The organism is Aliiglaciecola lipolytica E3 (genome assembly GCF_000314975.1).
GTDB lineage: Bacteria > Pseudomonadota > Gammaproteobacteria > Enterobacterales > Alteromonadaceae > Aliiglaciecola > Aliiglaciecola lipolytica.
This window is the reverse complement of sequence record NZ_BAEN01000041.1, coordinates 46,210-71,129: the sequence shown is the minus strand read 5'-3', so window position 1 is coordinate 71,129 and position 24,920 is coordinate 46,210. Positions and strand designations below refer to the sequence as shown.

Below are 24,920 nucleotides of genomic sequence, written 5' to 3'. Positions count from 1 at the left end.
TATGAAAGGTAACCAAAATATAATCGATTCTCTAAATGGATTGTTAGCCTACGAATTAGCTGCAATGGATCAATACTTTATTCATTCTCAAATGTACGCAGATTGGGGTTTGACTAAACTTTATGAGCGAATTGCCCACGAATTTGAAGATGAAAAAGGCCATGCAACCAAGTTGATTGAACGTATGTTGTTTCTAGAAGGGACACCTGATATGACGGTACGTACAGGATTCAAAGTGGGGACTGACGTTCAGGAAATGTTGGAAAGCGATTTGCGTGTCGAATACAAGGTTACTGAAGAATTGAAAAAAACCGTTGCGCTTTGCGAAACTGAAAAAGATTTTGTAACGCGCGATATGTTAATGGTGTTATTAGACGATACTGAAATGGACCATGCATATTGGTTAGAACAACAATTAGGCTTAATTAAACGATTAGGACTACCTAATTACTTACAATCGCAAATGTAAATTATTGGGTACTTTGAGTTTGGAAGAATACATAGACAGTCTGTAATTGACCACTTTGTAAATCTTCCAACTCAATACTTAGTTTCCATCGCATATTGGGTTCACTGCAAGCACCAATAAATAATTCAGTTTCTTGCGTGACTTGTTTGTTCACCTCTTGAATATGGTTTTCTTTAAAAACCAATGGCGTTTTCCCCATAAACATATTTGTGCCTTCTAACCACCCTCGCCTAGCGACATATTGAATATCGTAAGTCAACGTAATGTTAAGCATTTCCTCTAATAAAACAGGATATTCAGATATGTGAAATTCGATTGAGGAGTCACCCAACATGATTTGGCACGTTGACGCATCCAAATAACAAAGGTTTTTATCTAATATCGTTTTATTTTGATTATTTAGTGAATAAACCACGGAAAGAATCAAAATCACAACTATAATTGGAAAGGTTCGTTTAATCAGCGTGTTGTACCTAATTTAATTACAGCGAAAAATCGCAAATATGCTTAAAGTTTGAATGATCACTAAGATAAAAACAACAAATGCTAAAAATCTATTGATTAAGATCAAGGTATCGATGTTTAGGCTATCTTTTTTGAGGTAAAAACTTTATGATCGCGACTGAAAAATCTGGGTTTCGAAGTTAATTCAGTCACTTAGGTTAATAAAATGTAAAAACCGTGACATCAGCGTCACATACACACAACTAAACAAAATAAATCAATCGTTTTGTTATAAATAATGATGTGGAAGATCCATTGATATGAGCGTAGCCAGCCAAGTACATCCGGAATACAATTATAAAGTCGTTAGGCAATTTGCCATAATGACAGTCGTATGGGGAATTGTTGGAATGACAGTAGGTGTGTTTATTGCAGCACAACTCTACTGGCCAGCCTTAAATTTTGATATCCCCTACCTTACTTTTTCACGTTTACGTCCGCTCCACACTAATGCTGTTATTTTTGCATTTGGTGGATGTGCACTGTTTGCCACTTCATATTATGTAGTACAGCGAACATCTCAGGCTCGTATCTTTAGTGATAAATTAGCTGCGTTTACGTTTTGGGGTTGGCAAGCAGTCATTGTTTCTGCCGCTATCACTTTGCCTTTGGGTTTAACCAGTACTAAAGAATATGCAGAATTAGAGTGGCCAATTGATATTTTGATTGCGCTTGTATGGGTTGCATACATTATTACCTTCTTTGGTACGATTGTTGTCCGAAAAGTGTCTCATATTTATGTCGCCAACTGGTTCTTCGGTGCGTTTATGTTAACCGTTGCTGTACTTCATATCGGTAACAGTATGGCTATTCCGGTTTCGTTCTTTAAGTCCTATTCAATTTATGCAGGTGCTGTTGATGCAATGATGCAGTGGTGGTACGGGCATAATGCGGTTGGCTTTTTCTTAACCGCAGGCTTCTTGGGTATGATGTACTATTTTGTACCTAAACAAGCGGGTCGACCAGTCTATTCTTATCGTCTTTCTGTTGTGCATTTTTGGGCGTTGTCAGCTTTATATATTTGGGCTGGACCTCACCACTTGCATTACACTGCCCTACCAGACTGGACGCAATCTCTGGGTATGGTTATGTCAGTGATTTTATTCGTACCGTCTTGGGGTGGAATGATAAACGGTATCATGACCTTGTCTGGTGCATGGCACAAACTACGAACTGACCCAATATTACGTTTCCTAATTGTGTCACTTTCATTCTACGGCATGTCAACGTTTGAAGGCCCGATGATGGCAATCAAAACCGTAAATGCTCTATCTCACTATACTGATTGGACGATTGGTCATGTTCATTCTGGTGCTTTAGGTTGGGTGGCGATGGTATCCATTGGATCAATTTATCACCTCATACCAGTGTTATTTAATAAACCTGCAATGTATAGCATCAAATGGATTAACGTTCATTTCTGGTTAGCTACGATAGGCGTTGTTTTGTACATAGTTGCCATGTGGATGTCGGGTGTATTACAAGGTTTAATGTGGCGTGCGGTAAACCCTGACGGTACGTTAACCTATAGTTTTGTTGAATCATTGCAAGCGTCTATGCCCTTCTACTTTGTGCGTTTTGTAGGTGGTTTATTCGTAGTAGCTGGCATGTTGCTAATGGCTTACAACGTTTACAAAACAATTCGTACACCAAATGAAGAGTTTTCTAATGCACCTGAAAACTCACCTCAACCTCAAGCAGCTTAAGGAGAATTGAGATGAAAAATATTCATGAGGTAGTAGAAAAGAATGTAGGCCTATTGGCGATATTTATTCTTATTGCAATTAGTTTCGGTGCAATGGTTGAGATAACGCCACTGATGTTCCAACAACAAACAATGGAAAAAGTAGACGGTTTAGAACCCTATACCGCCCTAGAAATGGAAGGACGTGATATTTATATTCGCGAAGGTTGTGTAGGTTGTCACAGTCAGATGATCCGTCCATTTAGAGCTGAAACAGAAAGATATGGTCATTATTCAGTGGCTGGTGAATCGGTATGGGAACATCCATTTCTATGGGGTTCAAAACGTACTGGTCCCGACCTAGCAAGAGTAGGTGGCCGTTATAGTGATGAATGGCATCGAGTACATTTATTAAATCCTCGAGATGTTGTTCCTGAATCAAATATGCCTGGTTTTCCTTGGTTAGCTGAAAACACGCTTGATGGCGAATTGATTGAGAAAAAGCTTCGCGTGTTTAAAGACTTTGGTGTGCCCTATACCGAGGAAGAAATTTTAGGTGCCAAAGATGCAGTTAAAGGAAAAACCGAGATGGAAGCGTTGATAGCTTACCTTCAATCTCTTGGAACGGCGCTCAAGTAATATGAATTACGGTGTAGCGGGTAGCATATTTACAGTTGTGGTTTTTGTGTGCTTTATTGGCATTGTGATCTGGGCATTTAGCCGTCGCGCCAAAAAGAGATTTGATGAAGCACAAAATTTGGTTTTTGATGATGAACCAACCCAACAAACAGATAAAAAAGAGCGGGAGTCTTCGATAAATGAGTAGCTTTTGGAGTATTTGGATCTCAGTAATCTCATTGGGAACAATTCTAGGGTGTTATCTAATTTTACGCTGGTGTCTGTTAAACAAAACAGGCGTTGAAGAAGGTGACGATATGCATCATTCATTTGATGGCATAATCGAGATAAACAATCCGTTGCCTAAATGGTGGACCATCATGTTCTACATGACCATTATTTGGGGAATTTTATATCTTATCCTCTACCCTGGCTTAGGGAATTGGAAAGGATTGTTGGGTTGGAAAAGTTCTAACCAAAACGTGCAATCGCTTCAGGAATCAAAAGACGCGGTACTGCAATCCAGAGAAGAAGCTAAAACGGCTCTTTTCGGTTTAGGCGGTGTTGGTGTTGAATATGATCGTGAACTGCAAAAAGCAGAAGAACGTTTCGCACCCATCTTTAACAAATATGCTGAACAACCCATTGAAGTATTAGCGAATGATGAAGAAGCGCTCAAAATTGGACAGCGTTTATTTATGCAAAACTGTTCTCAATGTCATGGTTCGGATGCTCGAGGTCAACGCGGATTCCCTAACCTAACTGATAATGATTGGTTATACGGTGGAACCCCTGAGAAAATTGTTGAAACGCTGGTTAATGGACGAACTGCAAATATGGCAGCTTGGTTACCTTCTTTTGGCGAAAAAGGTGTCGAAGAAGTTGTGGCATATACTTTAAGCTTAAGCGGTAGACAAGTTGATGAAGATCTAAAACAGGCTGGTAAGGCTAGATTTGCTGTGTGTTCAGCGTGTCATGGACCAGACGGAAAAGGAAACCAAGCGCTTGGCGCACCAAACCTAACAGACAATATTTGGTTGTACGGGGGCAGCAGAGATGTTGTAACAGAGACGGTTAATTATGGTCGTGCTGGTGTTATGCCCTCTTTCAAGAATACCTTGGGAGAGAAAAAAATACATTTAGTTGCCACATATGTTTACAGTTTGTCTAAAGACAAATAAACAAAAAGTCGGTAGTAAACAAAGCCTCGTTTATCGAGGCTTTGTTTTCTTAAAATAGAAGTAACAATAATGAATCTCTCTGATACAACACCTTGGTACAAGCAGTTTTGGCCTTGGTTCTTAATTACTATCCCGGTTATATCCATATGTCTTAGCATAACGATGCTAAACCTTGCCTTAAATACGGAAGATAGTCTTGTAATCGATGACTATTATAAAGAAGGTAAAGGTATAAATTTAGAATTAACTAAAATTCAAGAAGCCAAAGCAAATGGTATTTCTACGAATTTATTTATTGATGGTAGCCGTATACAACTTGAATTCGTTTCCGGTAAACCCAGCTCGGGCGAAGCGTTAAATCTCCATTTTTATCACGCAACCTTGCAAAAAAATGACTTTTCTTTGTTATTGACTCAAGATGCAAACGGATTTTATCGAGGGAATGCTGAACAACCTATCGTCGGAAAATGGACAATTACTTTATCTCCATTAAACGAACAATGGAAAGTTATGCAGGATGTCGGTTTACCTCAAAAAGAAGCGTTTAGCTTTAATCCCTAATGGACGCCGCAAATTTGCATACGTGCTATCACTGTGGGCTTCCAATCAAGGATGGTGAAAGCTTCACAGTCACAGTTCTAAATGAAACTAGAAATATGTGCTGTCCAGGTTGCCAAGCCGTAGCAGAGGCCATCGTCAACAATGGATTAGAAGATTATTATCGTTTTAGAACCCAGTTCGCAGACAAGGGCGATGAGAAACTAACCGAAACATTAGACTCACTTCAAGCCTATGATCATGCAGAGATTCAACAAGAGTTTGTCGTAGATGATGGCACTCAAAAACAAATACAACTTACTATCGAAGGAATAAGTTGTGCTGCGTGCGGTTGGCTAATTGAAAAGCAGCTTTTAAAAACACCAGGCATCAAACGAATAGCAGTAAATGTTTCAGCTCGCAGAGCCACGGTTAATTGGAACGACTCTGAGCTAAAATTGAGTGAAATAATCCGTAAGTTAGAGTTTATTGGATACCATGCACTCCCCTTCCAAGCCGATGAGCATGAAGCCTCATTTTTACGTGAATCACGTAGCTTTCTAAAACGAATCGGTCTATCAGGCTTAATGACCATGCAGGTTATGATGTTAGCAATCGGCCTGTATTTCGGAATTTTTGGATCTATAGATGATGTTACTAAGCGATTCTTCCATTGGGTTAGTTTACTTCTAACTACGCCTGTCGTGCTTTATTCCGGTTTTACTTTCTACAGAAGTGCGGTTAACTCCTTAAAATTGCGTACCCTAAATATGGATATATCGGTATCCATAGCCATTTGGGGAACCTATTTGGCGAGCGCCTGGGGCACGATTTCAAATAGTGGTGAAATCTATTTTGAATCAGTTTGTATGTTTATATTTTTGCTGCTAATTAGTCGTTTTTTAGAGCACAGAGCTAGGCATCAAGCTAGTCTGATTTCAGCAAATATGTTTAAGTATATTCCTCTTACTGCAACACAAGTTGATGAAAATAATAAGCAGACATCAGTTTTAGCGAAGCACTTGCTTCCTGGACAAACAATTCTGGTAAAGCCTGGTGAAACATTTCCGGTAGACGGTGTTGTAAAATCAGGCAGCGGCAATGTAGATGAATCAATGCTTACCGGCGAATCTGAACCGATTCAAAAAAATATACATTCACAAGTTTACGGTGGAACCATAAATGTTAATGGTTCTTTTGTGATTGAGGTGATGAATGAGCTCAAATTGTCCTTAGTAAATAAAATTCTAAGACTTCAAGAGCTCGCATTATCAGACAAACCCAAAGCCGCTGTTTATGCTGACACAGCGTCACGTTATTTTATTATTATTGTCCTGATAATCACGTTGTTAAGCTACATTGCATGGTGGATGTATCAACCGGATAGAGCGTTTTGGGTAGCTATCTCTATACTCGTGGCAACCTGCCCTTGTGCTCTTAGTTTGGCGACACCTTCAGCATTAACCAGTGCAATTGCTAAATTAAATCAATACGGGCTTTTAGTAAAAAGAGCCAATGTAATCGATGTGATTCCAGAAATTACAACGGTAATTTTTGATAAAACCGGTACGCTTACCCAAGGTCACTTTAGTATTAGCAATATTGAGATATTTAATGGGTATTCCGAATCCTTTGCGATTGAATTGGCTGCTGGTATTGAACAATATTCACAACACCCTATCGCAAAGGCATTTAGCCAAAATTCAGCAGCATCTGTAGAACAGGTCAGCACCGTCCCCGGAAAAGGGTTACAAGGCTTATATCAGGAAAAAGCAGTAAGAATTGGTAACTTGGACATACTATCCGTCCAACTGCCCTCTTGCGTAGATCTAGATGATGCTAGGATTTACCTACAATGGGGGAATGATTTAGTTGCGGCTTTCACTGTTAAAGATGTGATTAAAACGGATGCCAAACAACTTGTTAGCAAACTAAGTAATAAAAACCTCGTGATGTTAAGTGGTGATGCAGAAAAAAATGCGACTTCGGTCGCTGCTTCACTGGGCATAACAAATGTTCTATTTCGGAAAAGTCCTGAGCAGAAGCTTGCATATATACAAGGTTTACAATCTCAGGGAACCAAAGTCTTAATGGTTGGTGATGGCATTAATGACGCACCAGTTTTAGCCGGCGCAGACGTGTCGATTGCGGTTGGCGATGCAAGTGATATGGCTAAACGTTCAGCTGATATTATTATGCTAACACCTAAATTAGAGAATATTGATGTCGCCATTAGCATGGCCATAAAGGTTCGCGCTAAAATAAAACAAAATATGGCTTGGGCCATTGGCTATAACGCGCTTATTCTTCCTTTAGCAGTCGCGGGTTACCTAACTCCATGGATGGCGGTGGTGGGAATGTCATTGAGTTCAATCGTAGTGGTTGTCAATTCTGTTCGACTATTACGCTAATTAAACTGAGAGCTAAGGCTCTATTGGAGATCATCTTGAGTATTATTTATGTACTGATACCAATCGCCATTATTTTGGTTTTATTAGCTATAGGTATCTTTTTTTGGGCAGTGAAAACCAATCAATTTGAAGATCTCGAACGTCAAGGTTTTAGCATTTTGTTTGATGACGATGTTGAAAAAAAGCCGCAAGCTAAACCACCCAAAAGCGACAATGATGAATGAATTAAGCTGGTTTTCTGCTATATTAATCGGACTGGCAGGCAGTGTTCACTGCGCAGGAATGTGCGGCGGCATAGTTACCTCATTTACATTCGCCCTTCCTAAATCACAATCCCAATGGCCTTATCTGCTCGCTTATAATTTTGGGCGAATTGTGTCTTATACCATCGCAGGCGCATTCGCGGGCTTACTGGGACAAATTATAACCACCAAATCATTTATCAATCCTCAAGCGCTTGTTTTATTTGGCGGAATTTTCATGTTGCTATTGGGACTATATGTTGGACAGTGGTCAAATTGGTTACTAAAAATCGAAAAAATGGGTGGCTTTTTCTGGCGTAAAATCAGTCCATTTTCCAAACGTTTCATTCCCTTTAAACACCCAATTTACGCCGTTCCATATGGCATAATTTGGGGATGGCTACCTTGTGGCTTGGTATATTCAAGTTTAACTTGGAGTGTTTCGACAGGTAATTCATTGCAAGGTGCCGTAACCATGTTTTGTTTTGGTTTAGGTACTTTGCCAATCATGTTAGCAATGGGAGCCAGCGCTGCACAAATTAGGAACTGGTTAACACAACCCTTAGTTAAAAAACTTGTAGCGGCACTATTGTGCGCTTTTGGCTTGCTTTTATGTTATCAGGCCGTTCATAATTGGTAACTTAAACGGTAATCGGGGAAATTAATGTCTAAACCAAATGATTTTAGCATTCGCTGTCAAAATTGCAGTTTCAATCATTTGTGCATTCCGGTCGCATTAAATCAAACCGAAATGCAAAGTTTAGATGAGATTATCGAACGTAAACGTCCGTTGCATAAGAACGATCAATTAACCATTCCTGGACAAAAGTTCACCTCTTTATTTGCGGTAAGAACGGGCTCGTTTAAATCCTATATAACCTCTCCTGATGGCGAACAACAAATCACTGGTTTTCATTTTCCAGGGGATGTAGTTGGATTCGACGGACTTTACTCAGAAAAGTATCAAAGCTATACACAAGCAATGGAAACGTCAATGGTGTGTGAACTCCCGTATGACAAATTAGATACGATGAGTGCGCAACTCCCTACGTTGCGTAAAGAAATGTTGAAAATTATGAGTACTGAAATAAATCAGGACCATAGCTTGATGATGTTATTAAATAAACGTACAGCCGAAGAACGTTTAGCGCATTTTTTGATAAACCTTTCCGACAGATTTAAAAGCCGCGGCTTTTCACCAGCCGAGTTCAATTTAACTATGACTCGCAACGAAATTGGCAATCATTTAGGATTAACTGTTGAAACCGTAAGCCGATTATTAACCCGCTTTCAAAAAGAACAGATAATTAAAGTCGATGGTAAAAATATACAAATTCAAAGTATTGAAATACTAAGGGAAAAGCTTGGTGAGCATGTTGCTAACAAAAAGGCTTGCGGCTAACACTTTCTAAAAAAATCACATTATTCACTTGATTTACATCAAATTTTCCCGCTGTAAATTGGCAAACTATTAAGACTACCCTTACACTTAAATGTATATGTGCTGAAATATTTAGGGAGTTATCTGATGTCTGTATTTAATAAAATACTAGCTGTTGTAGACCCAAGCAAAGATGAACAAAAGGGGTTTCAAAGAGCACTTTTGTTAGCCCGAAAAACCGGCGCTAGTGTCACCGCGTTTCTTTCTATCTATGATTTTTCTTATGAAATGACAACCATGCTCACGATTGATGAACGTGAAACTATGCGCCAAGCTGTGGTTGATGATAAAACTGATTGGTTAGCGAATATTGTAGAGCCCTTAGCGGCTAATTCAGCGATATCAATCGATATAAAAGTGGTTTGGCACAATCGACCTTATGAAAGCGTTTTATATGAAGTTATTGATCATAGTTATGACCTAATTGTTAAAGGTACTCAAGAACACGATACTTTAAAATCAGTTATTTTCACCCCTACTGACTGGCATATATTACGAAAGTCCCCTGTACCTGTATTGTTAGTGAAAGAGCATGACTGGCCAATTAAAGGCAATATCCTTGCTGCTGTAGATGTCGGTAGTGAAGACGAAGAACACCGTAATTTAAATAAATGTATTACAAACATGGCTGGGCTAATGGCTGACTTGTTAGATGGGCATGTAAATTTAGTCAATTCATATCCAGGTACTCCGGTCAATATTGCCATCGAAATTCCCGAATTTGATCCGATCGAGTACACCGATTCCGTCAAAAAACATCATAAAAACTGTATGCTTGAACATGCGAGAGAATTTAATATTCCAGAAAGTAACCAATATTTAAGTGAAGGTTTACCCGAAGATGTTATTCCTGCTATTGCCAAAGAAATTGATGCCGAATTGGTAGTGATAGGCACGGTCGGACGTACGGGTATAACAGCCGCATTAATTGGAAACACCGCAGAACATACAATTGATGCGTTGAATTGTGATGTGTTGGCAATTAAACCTGACGGGTTTGAATGTCCACTTAAACGTTAAACCTACATTTTCATCGGGGTATTTATGTCCTTCGCTAGGACAGGTATAATCTGCGCCGAAAATTAAGACCTTGTAGGAATGAAATGAGTAAGCTTGAATCACTGCCCCAGAACAAACGATACAGTTTTAATAAGCTGCAGAAGCGCTTACGAAGAAACGTAGGTAAAGCGATCGCCGATTTTAACATGATCGAGGACGGTGATAAGGTCATGGTGTGTTTATCTGGTGGAAAAGATAGCTATACCATGTTGGATATTCTCATTTACCTCAAAAATATCGCGCCTATCAACTTCGAAATTATTGCAGTCAATTTAGATCAAAAACAACCGGGATTTCCAGCAGATGTTTTACCTACTTATTTAGACAGTCTACAGGTCCCCTATGAAATAGTGACAGAAGACACTTACTCCATAGTAAAAGAAAAAGTTCCTGAAGGTAAAACAACCTGTTCATTGTGCTCGCGGTTACGCCGCGGAATTTTATACAAAACCGCTACACGTTTAGGAGCGACAAAAATCGCATTGGGACATCATCGAGATGATATGCTAGAAACCCTGTTTTTGAATATGTTCTATGGTGGTCGCTTAAAATCAATGCCGCCTAAACTCGTTAGTGACGATGGCAAGCAAGTGGTGATCCGTCCTTTAGCATATTGTGCAGAACAGGAAATTAGCCAATATTCTGACCTGCTTGAATTTCCAATTATTCCCTGCAACTTATGTGGTTCACAGGAAAACTTGCAACGCAAAGTCATCAAAAATATGTTGACCGACTGGAACAAACGTTTTCCAGGCAGAATAGAGAGCATGTTTAGAGCCATGCAAAATGTAGTTCCTTCTCATTTGGCAGACAATGAACTATTTGATTTTAATAATCTAAAAACACAAGATGAGCCGTTTTTAAACGGCGATATTGGATTTGATCAAGAAGACTTTTCAGTTTCCAAAGTGACTACTGACAACAGTGTTAAAATAATTAATATTAGTTAAGGATCATTTCAATATATGAAAATCGGATTAGCGCTTGGTAGCGGTGCCGCCAGAGGCTGGGCACATATCGGAATCATTCAAGCTTTAGAAGAACTCGGGATAAAAATTGATGTGGTTGCTGGCTGTTCAATTGGTGCTTACGTGGGAGCAGCATATGCAAGCAATAAATTAGATCCGCTAGCAGTTTGGGCGAGTTCACTAACCGAATGGCAAGTATTAGGGTTAATGGGCGTGGGTTTTCGAAAAGGTGGATTGGCCAGCGGAATCAAAGTTTTTAAAGCCCTTGAAGATAATTTTTGTGAAAAAGATTTTGAACACCTGTCTAAATCATTTGGTGCTGTCGCCACCGATTTATATAGTGGTAAAGAAGTATCCTTTACTCAAGGCCCCATTGCCGAAGCGGTAAGAGCCTCATGCGCTATTCCCGCACTATTCCCCCCTATCGCCCATAATGGTCGTTGGCTTGTAGATGGCGCTGTGGTTAATCCGGTGCCGGTTAATTTATGTCGTCAATTAGGTGCAGATTTTGTATTTGCGGTTAATCTAAGTGCTGACTTTCGGCCCGAAGTGCAAGCAAGTAGCCAAATGGAGCACGAGAATAATCAAAAGCGAACCAATGAATTTTTTAATAAAAGTCAGTCTTTTATGCAGCGCATATTCAGTGGTCGTTTCAAAAAAGACGATATTGAGCAAAGTGAACTTGAGTCCTTAGAAGATATTGATAATCTAGAAACACCTGCGAATGAAATACCCAATGAGTCTGCCAACAGTAGTGAAAATGTTGATGAAAGCATGACTAAAATTGAAGAAATTGTTGAACAAGCGGTTGTCGAAAAAGAAATAAATCATGTGAAGTTAACAGATTCAACGCCCAGTATGTTGGGCGTCATGTCTAGTTCATTAGACATTTTACAAGCAAGAGTGACGCGTTCTCGATTAGCGGGCGATCCTCCCGATATTTTAATCGAGCCGCAGTTACGCGACTTCGGTATTATGGAGTTTCATCGCGCTGCAGAGCTTATTGAAGAGGGGCGTCAAAGTGTGAATAGAGTTGCGGCGCAAATTAAATATCAATTGCGCCTAGATTAAACTCAAAAACCTCACCAAAGACCAACTTTTCTCTAGTTAGTCGTCGCGGTAATTCGATATGGGGCTTCAGAAAAATCTATCTGTTTGCCCTGCTCTATCCATGTTTCTGTTAACACCACATGCTGCTTATCTATGTATAGTTCTGATGGCACAGAATCTCTTTCTAACGCTTCAAAATAGAATTTCAATCCAGTTACCGAAGGCATCATAAACGACAAAAAGCCTCCCATATCATCAAAAAACACATTGTATTGATGATATATATCTTGTATTTCATGATGACTATAGTGATTCTTCAGATATTCACTTTTGGTTTCTAATTGTACTGACATATCACATTGGTTAGTCGGTTGTTTGATGTCTAACTCAACTGTTGCTCGAGCTTGTTTTAAGGCTTTTTCAGTCGGCAATAAAAAACGATTTTCGGTTGTAACTGTAACGGGTAAAGTCACTTTTTGGGTCACAATCTTCGCCGCGGTAATTTCGCATAAACTACCATCTGTTATATTCTTAAAACCAAATGCAAATTGCAATGCTGGCGTATCGTCATTATCTATTTTGGCAAGGTGACTATAAAAGCTGGCGTAATCCACCGATAAAGTTTCAGCGACTACAAAATGGCTAAGACTCCACACAAAAACACCGGTTAAAATCTTTTTCATAACGACATAAATTTCCTATTAAAGCGGATCATACTTATTAGTTCTTCAATGTAATCTTCTCCCCGCTCAGAGTAACTTTTTAGACCCTTGGCTAGCTTTTCAGCTGTAATCTTACTGTCACTGTTTCGCAGGTTAAGCCTAATTTGACGTAATTCAGCATAGGCATAATGACGATTTATATTGCGAAAATATGTTCCAACCGCATGATCTAAACTTCTGAATTTTGCCACTTCGTGAGCAGCGTCGTCGTTACGGCGTTTAGGCACAAAACCACAACCTTTTTTAAAACACCAAAGCCCAAAAAAATTATAACCTTTCTGAGCAAATCGAGATGTCCCCCAAGCAGATTCATTAGCAGCTTGCATTAATACTAATTCAACCGGAATAATATCTACACGACGCATTAATCGCGCAATCATCGCAACTAAATCTTCATCAGGATCAATACGGTACTCTTCAATAAGCGCGTCTAACCTTTTTTGCTGTAAGGAAGAAAATGGTTGGTCTTGGTTAATCACATCACGGATTTCATTTAGAAACTCGCGTTTTTGTAAGATAACTTTATTGTGATGATTAATTGCTGGTAATAGATAATCAAAAAATGCCTTCTTTCTATCCACGATGGATTCAATTTCAGCAAAGTTAGGCATTTCCTGCTCTATATAAGGTGCAATATTTGCCTCATCAAAAAGGTCGATCTCTTTGGGGGGGAATAAAAATGGGTAACTTAATACCACAGCTCCAAAAATCCAAATTATAGCTAAGTAAACAATGCGCTTGGGTGTTGGAAAGTCTACATTATGCATCAAAAGTACTATCTCCAGCAGAATCCGGTTGTAGTGTCTCATCAGCACTGCCGTAACCAAAAAGTTCACTGTATAACATACCATTTACATTATAATAGAAGGGTATGAGGAGTAGCAAACCTATCCCAAACGAAACAATTGATAAGATCAATAAAATTAAGAACAAGAAATATAAAATGGTAAAAGGAAACAAATATCGATTAACCATTTTTACAGACAAAATTATGGCATCTATTGGCGTAAGTCGTTTATCAGCAACCAACAATACAGCAAAGCTGGTAGCGATCATTAAATACAATCCAGGTAAAATAAATAAAGTCATTCCGATTTTTGTGAGTAATAGTATAAAGCCAGTTACGACACAAATAGGTAACGCCTGCGGTAAGGTTGAAAATAGAAACCTAACATTGGCTAATCGTTTAATATGTGAATTAGCACCTTGTAACATCATGGCAGCTGTGAACGGAGCAATAACCAATTGAATGACTAAGTCTAACGTCATCAAATGGCTTTGCGTAAACTGTTCCATCGTCTGAATGCCCTGAAATTTAATATAAATCGTCGCAATTACTAAACTTATTCCAAACACCACAAATATCATTTGAAAGAAGATCCAAATGCTTGAAGTTGTGTTTTCAAATCCCTTCGCCAAAATGACTTTTAGATCAAAATTATATTCGCCCGCTAAATTTTTCTGAATAAGATCAGAATAAGGTTTTTTTATTGGTTTCAACATGAATAATTCGTTCGTTAATTTAGGTATTAAAAATAAGGTTGGCAGCTAATAAAATCAAAATCACTCCCATGATGCGATCGAAGATATAGCCGTGACGTTGCAGCAGTGAGCGCAATTTAGTGCCGCCCATTAAATACGACAAAAAACAGAACCATAATCCGGTAGCTATCGCTAAGTAAATTCCGTATATCAATTTGACTTGAATTGGTGTTTGTGGCGATACGGCAACTGCAAACACGGTCAAGAAAAACAAAGTCGCTTTAGGATTTAGCCCATTAGTGACAAACCCAATTAAAAACGACTTTTTATTAGTTATCGCAGCGTCAGGTGATCTGTTAGTTTTTTCTACTTCGTCTATATTAATCGGCTGTGGTTTACTTCGAATGGCTCCCCACCCTAAATATGCTAAGTATGCTGCAGCGGCGTAAGCAAAAACCTGAAACAACCAAGGTGTTGTTTTAATCAAAATTCCAATTCCCAGCAGAGAATATGCGACATGCACAAGTATCCCCGCCCCCACGCCAACACTTGTGTACATGGCTGAACGTCTGCCGTAACTGATACTTTGTTTCAAAACAACAGCGAAATCAGGCCCAGGACTGGCAACTGCAAAAAAGTGTAGTGTTGCAATTGCAGCAAATTCGATCCAATAGGAGGTTAAATCTGGGAAATACATTATTTGATTAGTGACTCTATAAAATTAGGGATGACCTGCGTTGCGGGTCCATAATGACTTTCTGAAAAAGCACTAAACCCTTGGCTCGGTTCTAAGTTAAGCTCCACACAATGTGCGCCATACAATCCGGCTTGTTGCACAAAACCTGCTGCAGGATACACGTTTCCTGAAGTACCCGCAGAAATAAATATATCTGCATTGGCAAGTGCTTCACTAATTTCATCCATAAACATCGGCATTTCGCCAAACCATACAATATTAGGTCTTATCATGCTGGGATTATCACAACAATCACAATGGCTTTTTTCGTCATAATCTTCTGTTGTTGATTTAACAATCTGACTACTCAGGCAGCGATGACTTAATAATTCTCCGTGCATATGTAAAACTCGTTTTGAACCTGCACGCTCATGCAAATTATCCACGTTTTGAGTAATTAATAAAAAGTTATCTTCTAAATATTCTTCCAATTTCGCCAGCGCATAATGTCCTGCGTTCGGTTTCACGTCTGGTGATTGTAGTTGTGCTCTACGTTGATTATAGAAACGATAAACCACATCTGGATTGCGTTCGAAAGCCTCTGGAGTCGCGACATCCTCAACACGATGGTTTTCCCATAAGCCGTTATTATCTCTGAATGTTTTCAATCCTGATTCAGCCGAGATCCCTGCCCCAGTTAATACGACAACTTTGCTAGACTTGTTAAATCCACTAAGCATATATAATTTGATTATCCATCATTTAAATTGTTTAGACTTTGTAGAATACGCGCTTTTCGTTACACTAACTAAGGACACTCTCAATATTGTGGAACTTACGGTTTGCCAAAATCTAAATTTGTAACGTTGATTACCCAATCTTACCAGCAGCTTTCTCCAAATGGGCGGAAAATTGCAAATTATCTTCAACAAAATCCTGCGGATGTGTTAAATCTTTCAGTCGCCGAAATTGCTGAAATTACACTAACCTCTAAAGCGACTGTAAGCCGTTTCTTCAGACAGTTAGGTTATAAAAATCTTCAACAAGTTAAAGATCAAATGCGTGCAGCACGAAGTGCAGGCATGCCTTTAGCGGTAACACATAAAAATAATGATTACATTACTCAAGAGTTAGAACGTATTCGGCAAACCTGGGAGAATGTCAAACCAGATGATATAACCCAATTGGTCGAATCCATCTCACAGGCCTCTCGCATAACCTTAATTGGTTTTCGAAACAGCTACCCTGTAGCCTTACATTTTCGTCAGCAACTATTACAAGTGAGAGGTAAAGTCAGGTTATTACCGCTTCCAGGGCAAACATTAGCAGAGGAAGTTGAAGATATTTCAGCAGATGAATTAGTTATTATCATTGCTTTTCGTCGGAGACCAAAAATTGTCGAGAAGTTAATAAAATTGATACCGAAAGAGCAGCTAGTACTAATGGCTGATCCATCGGCGCAAATATATAAAGATGAAGTCAATCAGTTGTTTATTTGTCAATTAGGCCAAGAATTACCTCTTGATAGTTATTCAGCGCCCATGAGTGTCATCTCTGTTATTTGTAACCAAATTCTTAATTCAGAAAAATATTCTAAACTAAATCGTATTGATGCCATATCAAATATGTACAAAGAGTTGGATGAATTAGAATAAAAAATGCTTTATTCAACTGTTTCTCTTGACTATTGAGTGAAACAGTTGTTTCATAATAAAATGATTAATAAAGTTTGGTTACATGAATTCTTCATTTAACTCGCCATTCGTTTTACCCGTTAATTTAAATATAAACAACGTATCCAACACCAAAGCTCCACAGCCTCTTAAAGGTTGGACTTTGGCAGTGAAAGATTTGTTTCATATTGACGGCATTGTCACATCAGCAGGAAATCCAGATTGGGCTGACAGCCATCCGCTGCCGACAAAGACATCCGAGACAGTTAGTCGTTTACTAGATGCTGGTGTTCAATACGTGGGTAAAACCATAACGGATGAATTGGCATATAGCCTTAACGGGCAAAATATCCATTACCCAGCATTAGTTAATTGTCTGGATAATGAACGTATTTGTGGTGGTTCTTCTAGCGGTTCCGCTGTGGCTGTTGGGCGTAAATTAGCCAGAATCGGCTTAGGAACTGATACCGGTGGTTCGATAAGAATACCCGCTAGTTACAACGGTTTAGTTGGTTTTAGACCAAGTCATGGATTGATTTCACTAAAAGATGTTGTGCCATTAGCCCCCTCTTTCGATACCGCCGGTTGGATAACAAATAACATAGAAGATGCGGTTGAAATTGGGAAATTTTTACTTCCAAAGTCAGTTGAAAAACATTTTATGGCTGCGCAACCACTCGTATTAAACAATTTGGTTGAATCATGCGAATTTAAGAATGAATTGTATACTTGGTTAGATTCTAAATTTGATAAAAATTGGCAAAGTAGCCTGGCTGTTACGTCTGAATTATTAAAAGACGCATCTGATGCATTTAGAGTGTTGCAAGGCCGAGAAATCTGGCAAACTCATGGTGACTGGATAAAAAACACTCAACCTAGGTTCGCTGATGACATTCAACAGCGCTTTCAGTGGTGTTCGACATTGTCAGCAAACGACGAATTAGCGGCTATTGAACAACAGCAACGTTTAATCAAAACAGTGTCATTAATTTTGAATCAGCAGCACTACATAGTAATACCTACGACACCGGGACCCGCGCCAAGACGAGATACCTCGGCACGTGAGATTGCTGAATATAGAAAAAAACTAATGCAATTCACCTGCATTGCAGGTTTAACTGGGTGCCCTCAACTGCATATGCCGTTGTTCCAACAGAAAAATACGGCGTATGGTGTATCGATTATAGGCCCTAAAAATAGCGATTTAGAATTATTATTTTTAGGCAAGCAGCTTATGGAAAATATTGAATGAAACATAAAGTACAAAGTCTTGAACATCATTCCACAACAACGGGATTTACTGCACCACATTACGCTGCTGCGCAAGCAGGACAACATATTTTAGACACCGGTGGTACGGCTATAGAGGCAATGGTTGCAGCAGCTGCTTCTATTGCTGTCGTTTATCCTCATATGAATGGTTTAGGTGGGGATGGATTTTGGTTGATAAGCGAACCGGGTAAAGATCCCATAGCGATTGACGCCAGTGGTAGCGCAGCTAAATTGGCCACTTCGGACTTTTATCAGGGTTTAACTGACATTCCCTCTCGAGGAGGTAAAGCCGCATTAACAATGGCTGGCGCGGTTTCCGGTTGGCAGAAAGCTTTAGAAGTCAGTCAACAATGGCAACCAAACAAATCATTGCAAGAGTTATTGTCTACTGCAATTGGGCAAGCAGAATGGGGTTTAGAAGTAACCCAAAGTCTTACTGATGCCAGCTTTAAAACGTTTGATGAATTGCATAATAATTCTGGGTTTGAACAGTTTTTAATAAAAGGCAAAGCCCTTAAAAAAGGAAAAATCGTTAAACTTCCTAAACTCGCAGCAACCCTGACTAAGCTTGCAGAAAACGGTTTAGATGATTTTTATCGTGGCGAAATAGGAAACGATTTAGCAGCCGATTTGGCGCAAGCTGGTTCTCCTATTCGATCAAATGACTTTATCGATTATCAAGCGAAATTCGTAGACCCGTTACAAGTAGATATTTCAGTAGGCAAGCTATACAACTTGGGTGCACCTACACAAGGTGTCGCTTCACTATTGATATTGGCTTTGTTCGATAAAGTCAAACATCTTGCCGTAAATGAACACGACTTCGTACATTTACTCGTCGAATGCACCAAACAAGCTTTTATTCTGCGAAATCAATATGTGACGGATGAATCAAGATTAACGAAATCGTTGGATTCTCTGCTAAATGAATCCGAAATAGACAAATTGCTAAGTAACATCGATATCAATAAAGCAATGCAATGGCCTCATGCAGCGAAGTCAGGTGACACTGTCTGGATGGGTGCATGTGATAGCTCAGGAAGAATGGTTAGTTACATTCAAAGTTTATATTGGGAATTTGGTAGTGGCGTAGTGTCAAATTCGACAGGCATTGTTTGGAACAACAGAGGCACATCATTTAGTTTAGATCCGCAATCAAACCAATTTTTAAAACCGGGACTGAAGCCGTTCCATACGTTGAACCCTGCGTTTGCAGAATTACATGATGGCAGACGCATTAGTTACGGCACTATGGGAGGCGAAGGCCAACCGCAAACCCAAGCGGCTATCTTTAGTCGCCATGTATTTCAAAACTTATCATTAGAACATGCTATCGAAGAGCCGCGTTGGCTGTTAGGTCGAACCTGGGGTGATCAATCCCATAACTTAAAAATTGAAGAAGATATCGATCCTTCAATTGTAGATTCATTACAAAGCAAAGGACACGATGTAGCCATAGTTGCACCTAACAACGAAATGATGGGCCATGCCGGTATGATCGTGCGATCACCAAGTGGCAAAGTAACCGCTGCAACGGATCCGCGTAGTGACGGCAAAGCTTTCCCATACTAATTAGGAGACGATTTTTCAGATGGATTTACTCATTGAACACTACCCTACCATTTTGGCATTAATGGCAACCGGTATTTTTGCCGGTATTTTAGCCGGTTTATTGGGTGTTGGTGGCGGTATTGTCATAGTACCAGTGTTGTATTTTTTGTTTCAACACTTCGGCGTAGAGCCTAGTTCAGCGATGTTAATAGCAACCGCTACGTCTCTGGCGACAATAGTGCCAACGTCAATAAGCTCTATCCGTTCACATCGGAAAAAAGGTAATGTCGATTTGGAATTGCTGCGGTTTTGGTGGATATTCGTATTACTAGGCGTTCTAGTTGGTAGTTTATTGGTTACTGTGGTTAATGGTTATTGGCTCACCCTAATGTTCGCAGTTATAGCCACGTTAGCTGCGCTAAATATGTTATTTCGAGCATCAAAACCCCCTATTTTTGAGCAACTACCTAAACGTCCAGGTCAAAGTGTCATTGCCGGTATAATAGGCATGTTAAGTTCAATGGTAGGTATTGGTGGCGGCACCTTATCTGTGCCTATATTAACCACGTTCAATTACCCAGCACATAAAGCCGTCGGTACGGCTGCAGCAATAGGCTTAATTATTTCATTACCCGGCGCTTTAACGATGTTGATACTAGGACAAACTCCGGCTGATGCGCCCATTTTCACTTATGGCTTAGTTAACTTAGCTGGTTTCATTTGCATTGTTCCTCTCACCGTTTTATTCGCGCCGGTGGGCGCAGCTATCGGTAGTAAACTAGATCCGAATCTTCTCAAACGGGTGTTTGCTATCGCATTATTAATCACTGGTGGGCGCATGCTTGTTCAGGTTTTACTTTAAGGAGAATCATGTCTTTACTTAATCCCCCACCTCGACTCTTAATGGGGCCAGGACCGATAAATTGTTATCCCCGCGTACTGAGTGCAATGTCGACTCAACTCGTTGGACAGTACGACCCGATAATGACCGGTTATATGAATGAGGTTATGTCACTATATCGTTATGTGTTTAATACTAATAACGATGCCACATTACTTATCGATGGAACTTCCCGAGCAGGTATCGAAGCAGTTTTGGTTTCATGTATCGAACCAGGTGATGATGTGCTCGTGCCGGTTTTTGGACGCTTTGGTCATCTTTTGGCCGAAATAAGTCAGCGTGCGGGTGCAAACGTGCATACAATTGAAGCGCCTTGGGGAGAGGTGTTTAAGCCTGAGCAAATTGAAGCTGCTATTCAGAAAATTCGTCCAAAAGTGTTGGCCTTAGTACAAGGTGATACGTCAACAACCATGTTGCAACCACTAGAGGATATTGGTGAGATTTGTACTCGATATGACGTACTATTTTATAGTGATGCTACCGCTTCAATTGGCGGAAACCCCTTTGAAGCTGATAAATGGAAACTCGATGCGGTTTCAGTAGGTTTACAAAAATGTTTGGGTGGACCTTCAGGTAGCGCACCAATTACCTTAAGTGATAAATACGTACAGACAGTCAGAAAACGTCAACATGTAGAAGCAGGAATTCGCAACGAAAATCATATGGATGGATTAGGTTTACGGATACGTTCTAACTATTTCGATATCCCTATGATTTTGGATTACTGGGGAACAGAAAGACTTAATCATCACACAGAAGCCACATCTATGCTTTATGCAGCAAGAGAATGTGCATTGCAGTTGCGTGAAGAAAGTTTGGAAAACAGCATCAACAGACACAAATTACATGGTGATGCTATGTTGGCAGGTGTACAAGGATTGAACCTCAAACCATTCGGTGATCTCAAGCATAAAATGAACAATGTGGTTGGAGTTCATATACCAGAAGATATTAATGGTGAAGATATTCGCCATACAATGCTACACCAATACAACATCGAAATTGGTACTTCGTTTGGTCCATTACACGGCAAAATTTGGCGTATTGGAACTATGGGGTATAACGCCAGAAAAGACGCTGTTTTACACACGTTACAAGCACTTGAAAACACTCTAAGACGCGCCGGTCATAAACTACAATCAGGTTTAGCGACAGATATGGCGTTTGATGTTTACACAAATGAGGAGAACTAAAGATGTTTACTTCCTATGTTCACACTGTCCTCAAACGATGTGATGAGCTGGCTTTGATCAGTCAAAGTCCTGAATATATAGATCGTCGTTATTTGACGAACGAACATAAATTCGCAAACCGTTTAGTCGCAAGTTGGATGGAACAAGCCAATATGCAAACTTGGCAAGATGAAGCTGGAAACCAATGGGGATGTTATAAAAGTCCCGTTGAAAACGCACAAACCTTAATCATTGGAAGCCATTTAGACACCGTTCCAAACAGTGGTCAATATGACGGCATATTAGGCGTTTTGTTGCCATTGAGCTTAATCCAGTGGTTCGCAGATAAATCTATTACGTTACCGTTTAATGTGGAAATAGTCGGTTTTGCTGATGAAGAAGGTACGCGTTTCGGTACGACGTTATTAGGCAGTCGCGCCGTTGCTGGCACATGGCAAGACCGTTGGGCAAGTTTATCAGATAAACAAGGTCTAACTGTTGCAACTGCAATGCGCGATTTTGGCTTAAATATTAATAATATTCATAATGCAGGCCGCGACAAAAATAGTATTCTGGGATTTGTTGAAGTACACATAGAGCAAGGTCCTGTGCTTGAATCTCAAAATCTACCGGTTGGGATAGTGAGTGGGATCGCAGGCGCAAAACGCTTTTCTATTGAAATTGTAGGACACGCTGGACATGCCGGAACTGTTCCTATGGCCCTGCGCCAAGACGCAATTGCTGGCGCAGCAGAAATCATATTAGCAATTGAACAAGCCGCAATAGAACACGATGTTGTGGCTACAGTTGGTCAAATAAACTCTCTCACCAATGCTGTAAATGTAATTAGTGGTAAAGTTGATATTAGCTTAGATGTACGCAGTTTAGATAACAGTAAACGCGATTTATGTATCGAACAGATAAAACAAAAAACACAGCAAATAGCACAATTGAGAGGATTACATGTTAATGAAACCTTAACCCACGATGCTGATGCGACTTTGTGCCACCCTAGTATCATGTCGCAACTTGAGTTGGCGTGTGAAATAAACGCAATTAAACCCTTCGTACTAAGTTCCGGTGCAGGTCACGACGCTATGGCAATGGCTGAATTGTGTCCTACCGGTATGTTGTTTGTTAGATGTGCAAAAGGTATCAGTCATCATCCAGCTGAATCGGTTAATTTTGAAGATGTAAACGCTACAATGTTAGTCTTAAAATCTTATGTACAGCAATTAGCAAAACAATATGGAGAAAACAGCGAACTGGTCGCTTAAGGATTTATCTACTCAATTGGATAATCCGTATCAGCGCCCCACTCGCTCCAAGAACCATCATAAACTGCCCAATTGTCGACTCCTATTTCATGGGCTGCTAGAGCAAGAATACAAGCAGTAACGCCAGAGCCACAAGTAAAACTAAGCGGTTTATTCTGGTGTTGCAGCGCGGGTGCAAACAACGTTTTAATCTTTGTTTTATCAACAAACTTTCCATCTTCTAGCAGCTTCGCGTAATGTAAATTAAGAGAGTTGGGTATATGCCCACTTCTTACGCCAGGTCTAGGCTCTGGTTCAATACCGTTAAATCTAGCAGTGCTACGCGCATCAACAACCACACGTTCGTGATTAAACAACGTGCGTTTTATGTCCTCTTTAGTTACCTGTAGGTTAGGATTAAAACGGCATTGATAGTGAGTATTAGTGACATCCTTTTTGAGTTCAGTTTCGACGGCAAAGCCTGCGTCTATCCACGCTTGGATTCCCCCATCAAGCACATAAACGTTTTTATGGCCCATAATGGTTAACATCCACCACACTCTGGGCGCACTAAAACTTCCCTGATCATCGTAAATGATCAGCGTAGCTTCATTAGAAATACCCAATTTAGACATCTCGGCTGCGAACTTTTCAGGTGTTGGTAAGGTATGAGGAAGACCACTATTTTTATCGACAAACACGTTATCAAAATCGAAAAACAGAGAATCAGGAATAAATGCCGGTTTATCCAACTTACTCACGTAACTAACAGGAAACGCTACATGAGTGAACAAAACTTGCACAGATTCATTTTTTATCAGTTGTGCCATCTGTATTGGATTGATAAGTGCTGAACGACTATTTTTATTAAAATTCATACTGTTTCTCGACTTTTGCAATTCGTACCGAATAGCGTTGATACCACTTTTGCTTACCATGTTTTTGTGCAATCAAATGCTCTTGTTGATTTTTCCAATGTTTTATTGCTGCTAAGTCACGCCAATAAGACACTGTGATACCGATGTTTTCGCGAGCTGATTCTACCCCCAAATAACCGTCAATTTGTTGAGCAAGTGCCAGCATGTTTTCGAACGTAATAGCGTGATGGGGTGCTAGCTCCATCTTACCATTTTGTAACTTCAGTGGTTTTATTTAGCAAAATTCATCAAAACAAAGTTAAAAACAACAGAGAGTTTAAATTTTTAAGAAATAAAAAAACACGTTGGTGAGCGTTTTTTGCTGTGACTGGCCGATGTGTTTGCCACATGTTTCGTAATGAAACACCTTAGATGGTGATCTATTACGTATAATTCTATTTGTTGATGGCGCAATATTTTGTTGCTCCTAGAACACGAAAAAGCCGCTTTCGCGGCTTTCTGTAATCAGTTAAATTAACAGTTACAGCTGCAGACCACATGATCCATGTTGGCGACAGCAAAGAAACAAGAGCAACTTGTTAGTTACATTAAGCGTAGCGTACTTGGCACTAAATTGTTAGTGATTGATGAAATTGGTTATCTGCCGTTTGGGCGCGAAGAAGCCAACCTTCTCTTTTTCTAGTTTTTGCTTATGCGATAACCTAAGATGTCATGTACTTTTTCCCTCTAATTTCTACTCGCGAATTTGACTATCAAACTCGTTAAACTAAGTAAACGAAAATCGTTTCCGATTCACAAATATCGAAACACACTTAACCAAGGATATAAAAAACACTTTTATAGTTCAAATACTTAAGACAAGGTTTCACAAAAGTCTATAATCAAAATCTGGTTGGAAATTGCGTTTTCACTTCCACATTAGAAAACGGTTGGTTGGAAAATGAATTTTAATTGGCGGTAAATCTTGCAAATCTGCATATCCGGATGGCCCTGAACGGCTTTTTCCATCTCACAGGCCTTAACTTTTTTCTAGGTGATCAAATAAGTCACTGTATCTATTGATCAAGCAATATCTGACATTAGCGTTCTCAATGTTTAATCTCCTCTTCTCGTTTAGCGTGTTGATTACCTTTAATGCTTGCGCAAAACCAACTGTAAGTGCTCCATTACTAA

At 39.7% G+C, this 24,920-nt stretch carries 27 protein-coding genes and 1 pseudogene; 20 read left to right on the top strand and 8 right to left on the bottom strand.

Annotated elements, in window-relative coordinates; all coding sequences use genetic code 11:
- Position 1 precedes the first annotated feature (1 nt).
- Complete coding sequence (bfr, locus tag GLIP_RS10450; protein ID WP_008844595.1) at positions 2 to 469, top strand: bacterioferritin; 468 nt, start codon at positions 2 to 4, stop codon at positions 467 to 469.
- Position 470: 1 nt separating this feature from the next.
- Here bfr and GLIP_RS10445 read toward each other — a convergent pair whose 3' ends face one another.
- Positions 471 to 803, bottom strand: a complete 333-nt coding sequence (locus GLIP_RS10445; RefSeq protein ID WP_008844594.1) for a hypothetical protein — start codon at positions 801 to 803, stop codon at positions 471 to 473.
- A gap of 430 nt (positions 804 to 1,233) precedes the next feature.
- Between GLIP_RS10445 and ccoN the strand changes: the two genes are divergently transcribed.
- The 12 genes from ccoN to GLIP_RS10385 all read left to right on the top strand — a co-directional run bounded on the left by ccoN (position 1,234) and on the right by GLIP_RS10385 (position 12,185).
- Positions 1,234 to 2,679 (top strand): cytochrome-c oxidase, cbb3-type subunit I, encoded by a 1,446-nt coding sequence (ccoN, locus tag GLIP_RS10440; RefSeq protein ID WP_008844593.1) that lies wholly within the window; start codon positions 1,234 to 1,236, stop codon positions 2,677 to 2,679.
- An 11-nt stretch (positions 2,680 to 2,690) separates the two neighbouring features.
- Positions 2,691 to 3,296: a cytochrome-c oxidase, cbb3-type subunit II gene (gene ccoO, locus GLIP_RS10435; RefSeq protein WP_008844592.1), complete on the top strand. Its 606-nt coding sequence runs from the start codon at positions 2,691 to 2,693 to the stop codon at positions 3,294 to 3,296.
- A 1-nt stretch (position 3,297) separates the two neighbouring features.
- Positions 3,298 to 3,483 carry a cbb3-type cytochrome oxidase subunit 3 gene (locus GLIP_RS10430; RefSeq protein WP_008844591.1) on the top strand — a complete coding sequence of 62 codons (186 nt, stop codon included), beginning with the start codon at positions 3,298 to 3,300 and terminating at the stop codon, positions 3,481 to 3,483.
- A complete protein-coding gene (gene ccoP / locus GLIP_RS10425) occupies positions 3,476 to 4,456 on the top strand; it encodes a cytochrome-c oxidase, cbb3-type subunit III (protein ID WP_008844590.1) in 981 nt (326 codons plus the stop codon). Before GLIP_RS10430 ends, ccoP begins: the two co-directional genes overlap by 8 nt.
- Positions 4,457 to 4,525: 69 nt before the next feature.
- Complete coding sequence (locus GLIP_RS10420) at positions 4,526 to 5,017, top strand: FixH family protein (RefSeq protein WP_052154971.1); 492 nt, start codon at positions 4,526 to 4,528, stop codon at positions 5,015 to 5,017.
- Positions 5,017 to 7,404 carry a heavy metal translocating P-type ATPase gene (locus tag GLIP_RS10415; RefSeq protein WP_040522636.1) on the top strand — a complete coding sequence of 796 codons (2,388 nt, stop codon included), beginning with the start codon at positions 5,017 to 5,019 and terminating at the stop codon, positions 7,402 to 7,404. The genes GLIP_RS10420 and GLIP_RS10415 overlap by 1 nt, the downstream gene beginning before the upstream one ends.
- A gap of 35 nt (positions 7,405 to 7,439) precedes the next feature.
- Positions 7,440 to 7,628: a cbb3-type cytochrome oxidase assembly protein CcoS gene (ccoS, locus tag GLIP_RS10410; RefSeq protein ID WP_008844587.1), complete on the top strand. Its 189-nt coding sequence runs from the start codon at positions 7,440 to 7,442 to the stop codon at positions 7,626 to 7,628.
- Positions 7,618 to 8,286: a sulfite exporter TauE/SafE family protein gene (locus tag GLIP_RS10405; RefSeq protein WP_226992209.1), complete on the top strand. Its 669-nt coding sequence runs from the start codon at positions 7,618 to 7,620 to the stop codon at positions 8,284 to 8,286. Before ccoS ends, GLIP_RS10405 begins: the two co-directional genes overlap by 11 nt.
- A 24-nt stretch (positions 8,287 to 8,310) precedes the next feature.
- Positions 8,311 to 9,048, top strand: a complete 738-nt coding sequence (gene fnr, locus GLIP_RS10400; protein WP_008844585.1) for a fumarate/nitrate reduction transcriptional regulator Fnr — start codon at positions 8,311 to 8,313, stop codon at positions 9,046 to 9,048.
- A 126-nt stretch (positions 9,049 to 9,174) separates the two neighbouring features.
- Positions 9,175 to 10,107, top strand: a complete 933-nt coding sequence (uspE, locus tag GLIP_RS10395) for a universal stress protein UspE (protein ID WP_008844584.1) — start codon at positions 9,175 to 9,177, stop codon at positions 10,105 to 10,107.
- 83 nt (positions 10,108 to 10,190) lie between these two features.
- Entirely contained in the window at positions 10,191 to 11,096 is a 906-nt protein-coding gene (gene ttcA / locus GLIP_RS10390; protein WP_008844583.1) for a tRNA 2-thiocytidine(32) synthetase TtcA, read from the top strand.
- Positions 11,097 to 11,111: 15 nt separating this feature from the next.
- Positions 11,112 to 12,185 carry a patatin-like phospholipase family protein gene (locus GLIP_RS10385; RefSeq protein ID WP_008844582.1) on the top strand — a complete coding sequence of 358 codons (1,074 nt, stop codon included), beginning with the start codon at positions 11,112 to 11,114 and terminating at the stop codon, positions 12,183 to 12,185.
- Positions 12,186 to 12,217: 32 nt separating this feature from the next.
- Here GLIP_RS10385 and GLIP_RS10380 read toward each other — a convergent pair whose 3' ends face one another.
- The 5 genes from GLIP_RS10380 to cobB are packed head-to-tail and all read right to left on the bottom strand — an operon-like array spanning position 12,218 to position 15,784.
- Positions 12,218 to 12,847, bottom strand: coding sequence for a DUF2987 domain-containing protein (locus tag GLIP_RS10380; protein ID WP_008844581.1), 630 nt, complete (start codon positions 12,845 to 12,847; stop codon positions 12,218 to 12,220).
- Complete coding sequence (locus GLIP_RS10375; protein ID WP_008844580.1) at positions 12,844 to 13,653, bottom strand: glucosaminidase domain-containing protein; 810 nt, start codon at positions 13,651 to 13,653, stop codon at positions 12,844 to 12,846. Before GLIP_RS10375 ends, GLIP_RS10380 begins: the two co-directional genes overlap by 4 nt.
- Positions 13,646 to 14,389: a hypothetical protein gene (locus GLIP_RS21435; protein WP_008844579.1), complete on the bottom strand. Its 744-nt coding sequence runs from the start codon at positions 14,387 to 14,389 to the stop codon at positions 13,646 to 13,648. Before GLIP_RS21435 ends, GLIP_RS10375 begins: the two co-directional genes overlap by 8 nt.
- Positions 14,390 to 14,408: 19 nt before the next feature.
- On the bottom strand, positions 14,409 to 15,065 hold the full coding sequence (locus GLIP_RS10365) for a LysE family translocator (RefSeq protein ID WP_008844578.1): 657 nt from the start codon (positions 15,063 to 15,065) through the stop codon (positions 14,409 to 14,411).
- Positions 15,065 to 15,784, bottom strand: a complete 720-nt coding sequence (gene cobB / locus GLIP_RS10360) for a Sir2 family NAD+-dependent deacetylase (protein WP_008844577.1) — start codon at positions 15,782 to 15,784, stop codon at positions 15,065 to 15,067. The genes GLIP_RS10365 and cobB overlap by 1 nt, the downstream gene beginning before the upstream one ends.
- A gap of 102 nt (positions 15,785 to 15,886) precedes the next feature.
- Here cobB and GLIP_RS10355 point away from each other — a divergent pair, with 102 nt between their 5' ends.
- The 6 genes from GLIP_RS10355 (at position 15,887) to GLIP_RS10330 (ending at position 22,890) form a co-directional block, all read left to right on the top strand.
- Positions 15,887 to 16,699 (top strand): MurR/RpiR family transcriptional regulator, encoded by an 813-nt coding sequence (locus GLIP_RS10355; RefSeq protein WP_008844576.1) that lies wholly within the window; start codon positions 15,887 to 15,889, stop codon positions 16,697 to 16,699.
- A gap of 82 nt (positions 16,700 to 16,781) precedes the next feature.
- Positions 16,782 to 17,969, top strand: coding sequence for an amidase (locus tag GLIP_RS10350; protein WP_008844575.1), 1,188 nt, complete (start codon positions 16,782 to 16,784; stop codon positions 17,967 to 17,969).
- Positions 17,966 to 19,561 carry a gamma-glutamyltransferase family protein gene (locus tag GLIP_RS10345; RefSeq protein ID WP_008844574.1) on the top strand — a complete coding sequence of 532 codons (1,596 nt, stop codon included), beginning with the start codon at positions 17,966 to 17,968 and terminating at the stop codon, positions 19,559 to 19,561. The genes GLIP_RS10350 and GLIP_RS10345 overlap by 4 nt, the downstream gene beginning before the upstream one ends.
- 19 nt (positions 19,562 to 19,580) lie before the next feature.
- The gene (locus GLIP_RS10340) at positions 19,581 to 20,402 is read left to right on the top strand and encodes a sulfite exporter TauE/SafE family protein (RefSeq protein WP_008844573.1); all 822 of its coding nucleotides are present in this window, start codon (positions 19,581 to 19,583) and stop codon (positions 20,400 to 20,402) included.
- An 8-nt stretch (positions 20,403 to 20,410) separates the two neighbouring features.
- Positions 20,411 to 21,634 (top strand): pyridoxal-phosphate-dependent aminotransferase family protein, encoded by a 1,224-nt coding sequence (locus tag GLIP_RS10335; protein ID WP_008844572.1) that lies wholly within the window; start codon positions 20,411 to 20,413, stop codon positions 21,632 to 21,634.
- Positions 21,635 to 21,636: 2 nt separating this feature from the next.
- The gene (locus GLIP_RS10330) at positions 21,637 to 22,890 is read left to right on the top strand and encodes an allantoate amidohydrolase (protein ID WP_008844571.1); all 1,254 of its coding nucleotides are present in this window, start codon (positions 21,637 to 21,639) and stop codon (positions 22,888 to 22,890) included.
- Positions 22,891 to 22,898: 8 nt separating this feature from the next.
- Here the strand turns inward: GLIP_RS10330 and GLIP_RS10325 are convergent, their stop codons facing one another.
- Positions 22,899 to 23,747, bottom strand: a complete 849-nt coding sequence (locus tag GLIP_RS10325) for a sulfurtransferase (RefSeq protein WP_008844570.1) — start codon at positions 23,745 to 23,747, stop codon at positions 22,899 to 22,901.
- On the bottom strand, positions 23,737 to 23,991 hold the full coding sequence (locus GLIP_RS10320) for an antibiotic biosynthesis monooxygenase family protein (protein ID WP_008844569.1): 255 nt from the start codon (positions 23,989 to 23,991) through the stop codon (positions 23,737 to 23,739). Before GLIP_RS10320 ends, GLIP_RS10325 begins: the two co-directional genes overlap by 11 nt.
- Before the next feature lie 303 nt (positions 23,992 to 24,294).
- On the opposite strand from GLIP_RS10320, the pseudogene GLIP_RS21690 reads away from it, so the two are divergent.
- Positions 24,295 to 24,423, top strand: a pseudogene (locus GLIP_RS21690) (ATP-binding protein); the annotation flags it as partial.
- Positions 24,424 to 24,920 lie beyond the last annotated feature (497 nt).

Coding starts and splice junctions, on each gene's coding strand:
- GLIP_RS10320 (WP_008844569.1), bottom strand. CDS start 23,991: ATGGAGCTAGCACCCCATCACGCTATTACGTTCGAAAACATGCTGGCA.
- fnr (WP_008844585.1), top strand. CDS start 8,311: ATGTCTAAACCAAATGATTTTAGCATTCGCTGTCAAAATTGCAGTTTC.
- GLIP_RS10430 (WP_008844591.1), top strand. CDS start 3,298: ATGAATTACGGTGTAGCGGGTAGCATATTTACAGTTGTGGTTTTTGTG.
- ccoO (WP_008844592.1), top strand. CDS start 2,691: ATGAAAAATATTCATGAGGTAGTAGAAAAGAATGTAGGCCTATTGGCG.
- GLIP_RS10385 (WP_008844582.1), top strand. CDS start 11,112: ATGAAAATCGGATTAGCGCTTGGTAGCGGTGCCGCCAGAGGCTGGGCA.
- ttcA (WP_008844583.1), top strand. CDS start 10,191: ATGAGTAAGCTTGAATCACTGCCCCAGAACAAACGATACAGTTTTAAT.
- GLIP_RS10330 (WP_008844571.1), top strand. CDS start 21,637: ATGTTTACTTCCTATGTTCACACTGTCCTCAAACGATGTGATGAGCTG.
- GLIP_RS10405 (WP_226992209.1), top strand. CDS start 7,618: ATGATGAATGAATTAAGCTGGTTTTCTGCTATATTAATCGGACTGGCA.
- GLIP_RS10445 (WP_008844594.1), bottom strand. CDS start 803: ATGTTGGGTGACTCCTCAATCGAATTTCACATATCTGAATATCCTGTT.
- GLIP_RS10365 (WP_008844578.1), bottom strand. CDS start 15,065: ATGTATTTCCCAGATTTAACCTCCTATTGGATCGAATTTGCTGCAATT.
- GLIP_RS10340 (WP_008844573.1), top strand. CDS start 19,581: ATGGATTTACTCATTGAACACTACCCTACCATTTTGGCATTAATGGCA.
- bfr (WP_008844595.1), top strand. CDS start 2: ATGAAAGGTAACCAAAATATAATCGATTCTCTAAATGGATTGTTAGCC.
- ccoN (WP_008844593.1), top strand. CDS start 1,234: ATGAGCGTAGCCAGCCAAGTACATCCGGAATACAATTATAAAGTCGTT.
- GLIP_RS10380 (WP_008844581.1), bottom strand. CDS start 12,847: ATGAAAAAGATTTTAACCGGTGTTTTTGTGTGGAGTCTTAGCCATTTT.
- GLIP_RS10375 (WP_008844580.1), bottom strand. CDS start 13,653: ATGCATAATGTAGACTTTCCAACACCCAAGCGCATTGTTTACTTAGCT.
- GLIP_RS10415 (WP_040522636.1), top strand. CDS start 5,017: ATGGACGCCGCAAATTTGCATACGTGCTATCACTGTGGGCTTCCAATC.
- GLIP_RS10335 (WP_008844572.1), top strand. CDS start 20,411: ATGTCTTTACTTAATCCCCCACCTCGACTCTTAATGGGGCCAGGACCG.
- cobB (WP_008844577.1), bottom strand. CDS start 15,784: ATGCTTAGTGGATTTAACAAGTCTAGCAAAGTTGTCGTATTAACTGGG.
- GLIP_RS10325 (WP_008844570.1), bottom strand. CDS start 23,747: ATGAATTTTAATAAAAATAGTCGTTCAGCACTTATCAATCCAATACAG.
- GLIP_RS21435 (WP_008844579.1), bottom strand. CDS start 14,389: ATGTTGAAACCAATAAAAAAACCTTATTCTGATCTTATTCAGAAAAAT.
- GLIP_RS10345 (WP_008844574.1), top strand. CDS start 17,966: ATGAAACATAAAGTACAAAGTCTTGAACATCATTCCACAACAACGGGA.
- GLIP_RS10350 (WP_008844575.1), top strand. CDS start 16,782: ATGAATTCTTCATTTAACTCGCCATTCGTTTTACCCGTTAATTTAAAT.
- uspE (WP_008844584.1), top strand. CDS start 9,175: ATGTCTGTATTTAATAAAATACTAGCTGTTGTAGACCCAAGCAAAGAT.
- GLIP_RS10420 (WP_052154971.1), top strand. CDS start 4,526: ATGAATCTCTCTGATACAACACCTTGGTACAAGCAGTTTTGGCCTTGG.
- ccoP (WP_008844590.1), top strand. CDS start 3,476: ATGAGTAGCTTTTGGAGTATTTGGATCTCAGTAATCTCATTGGGAACA.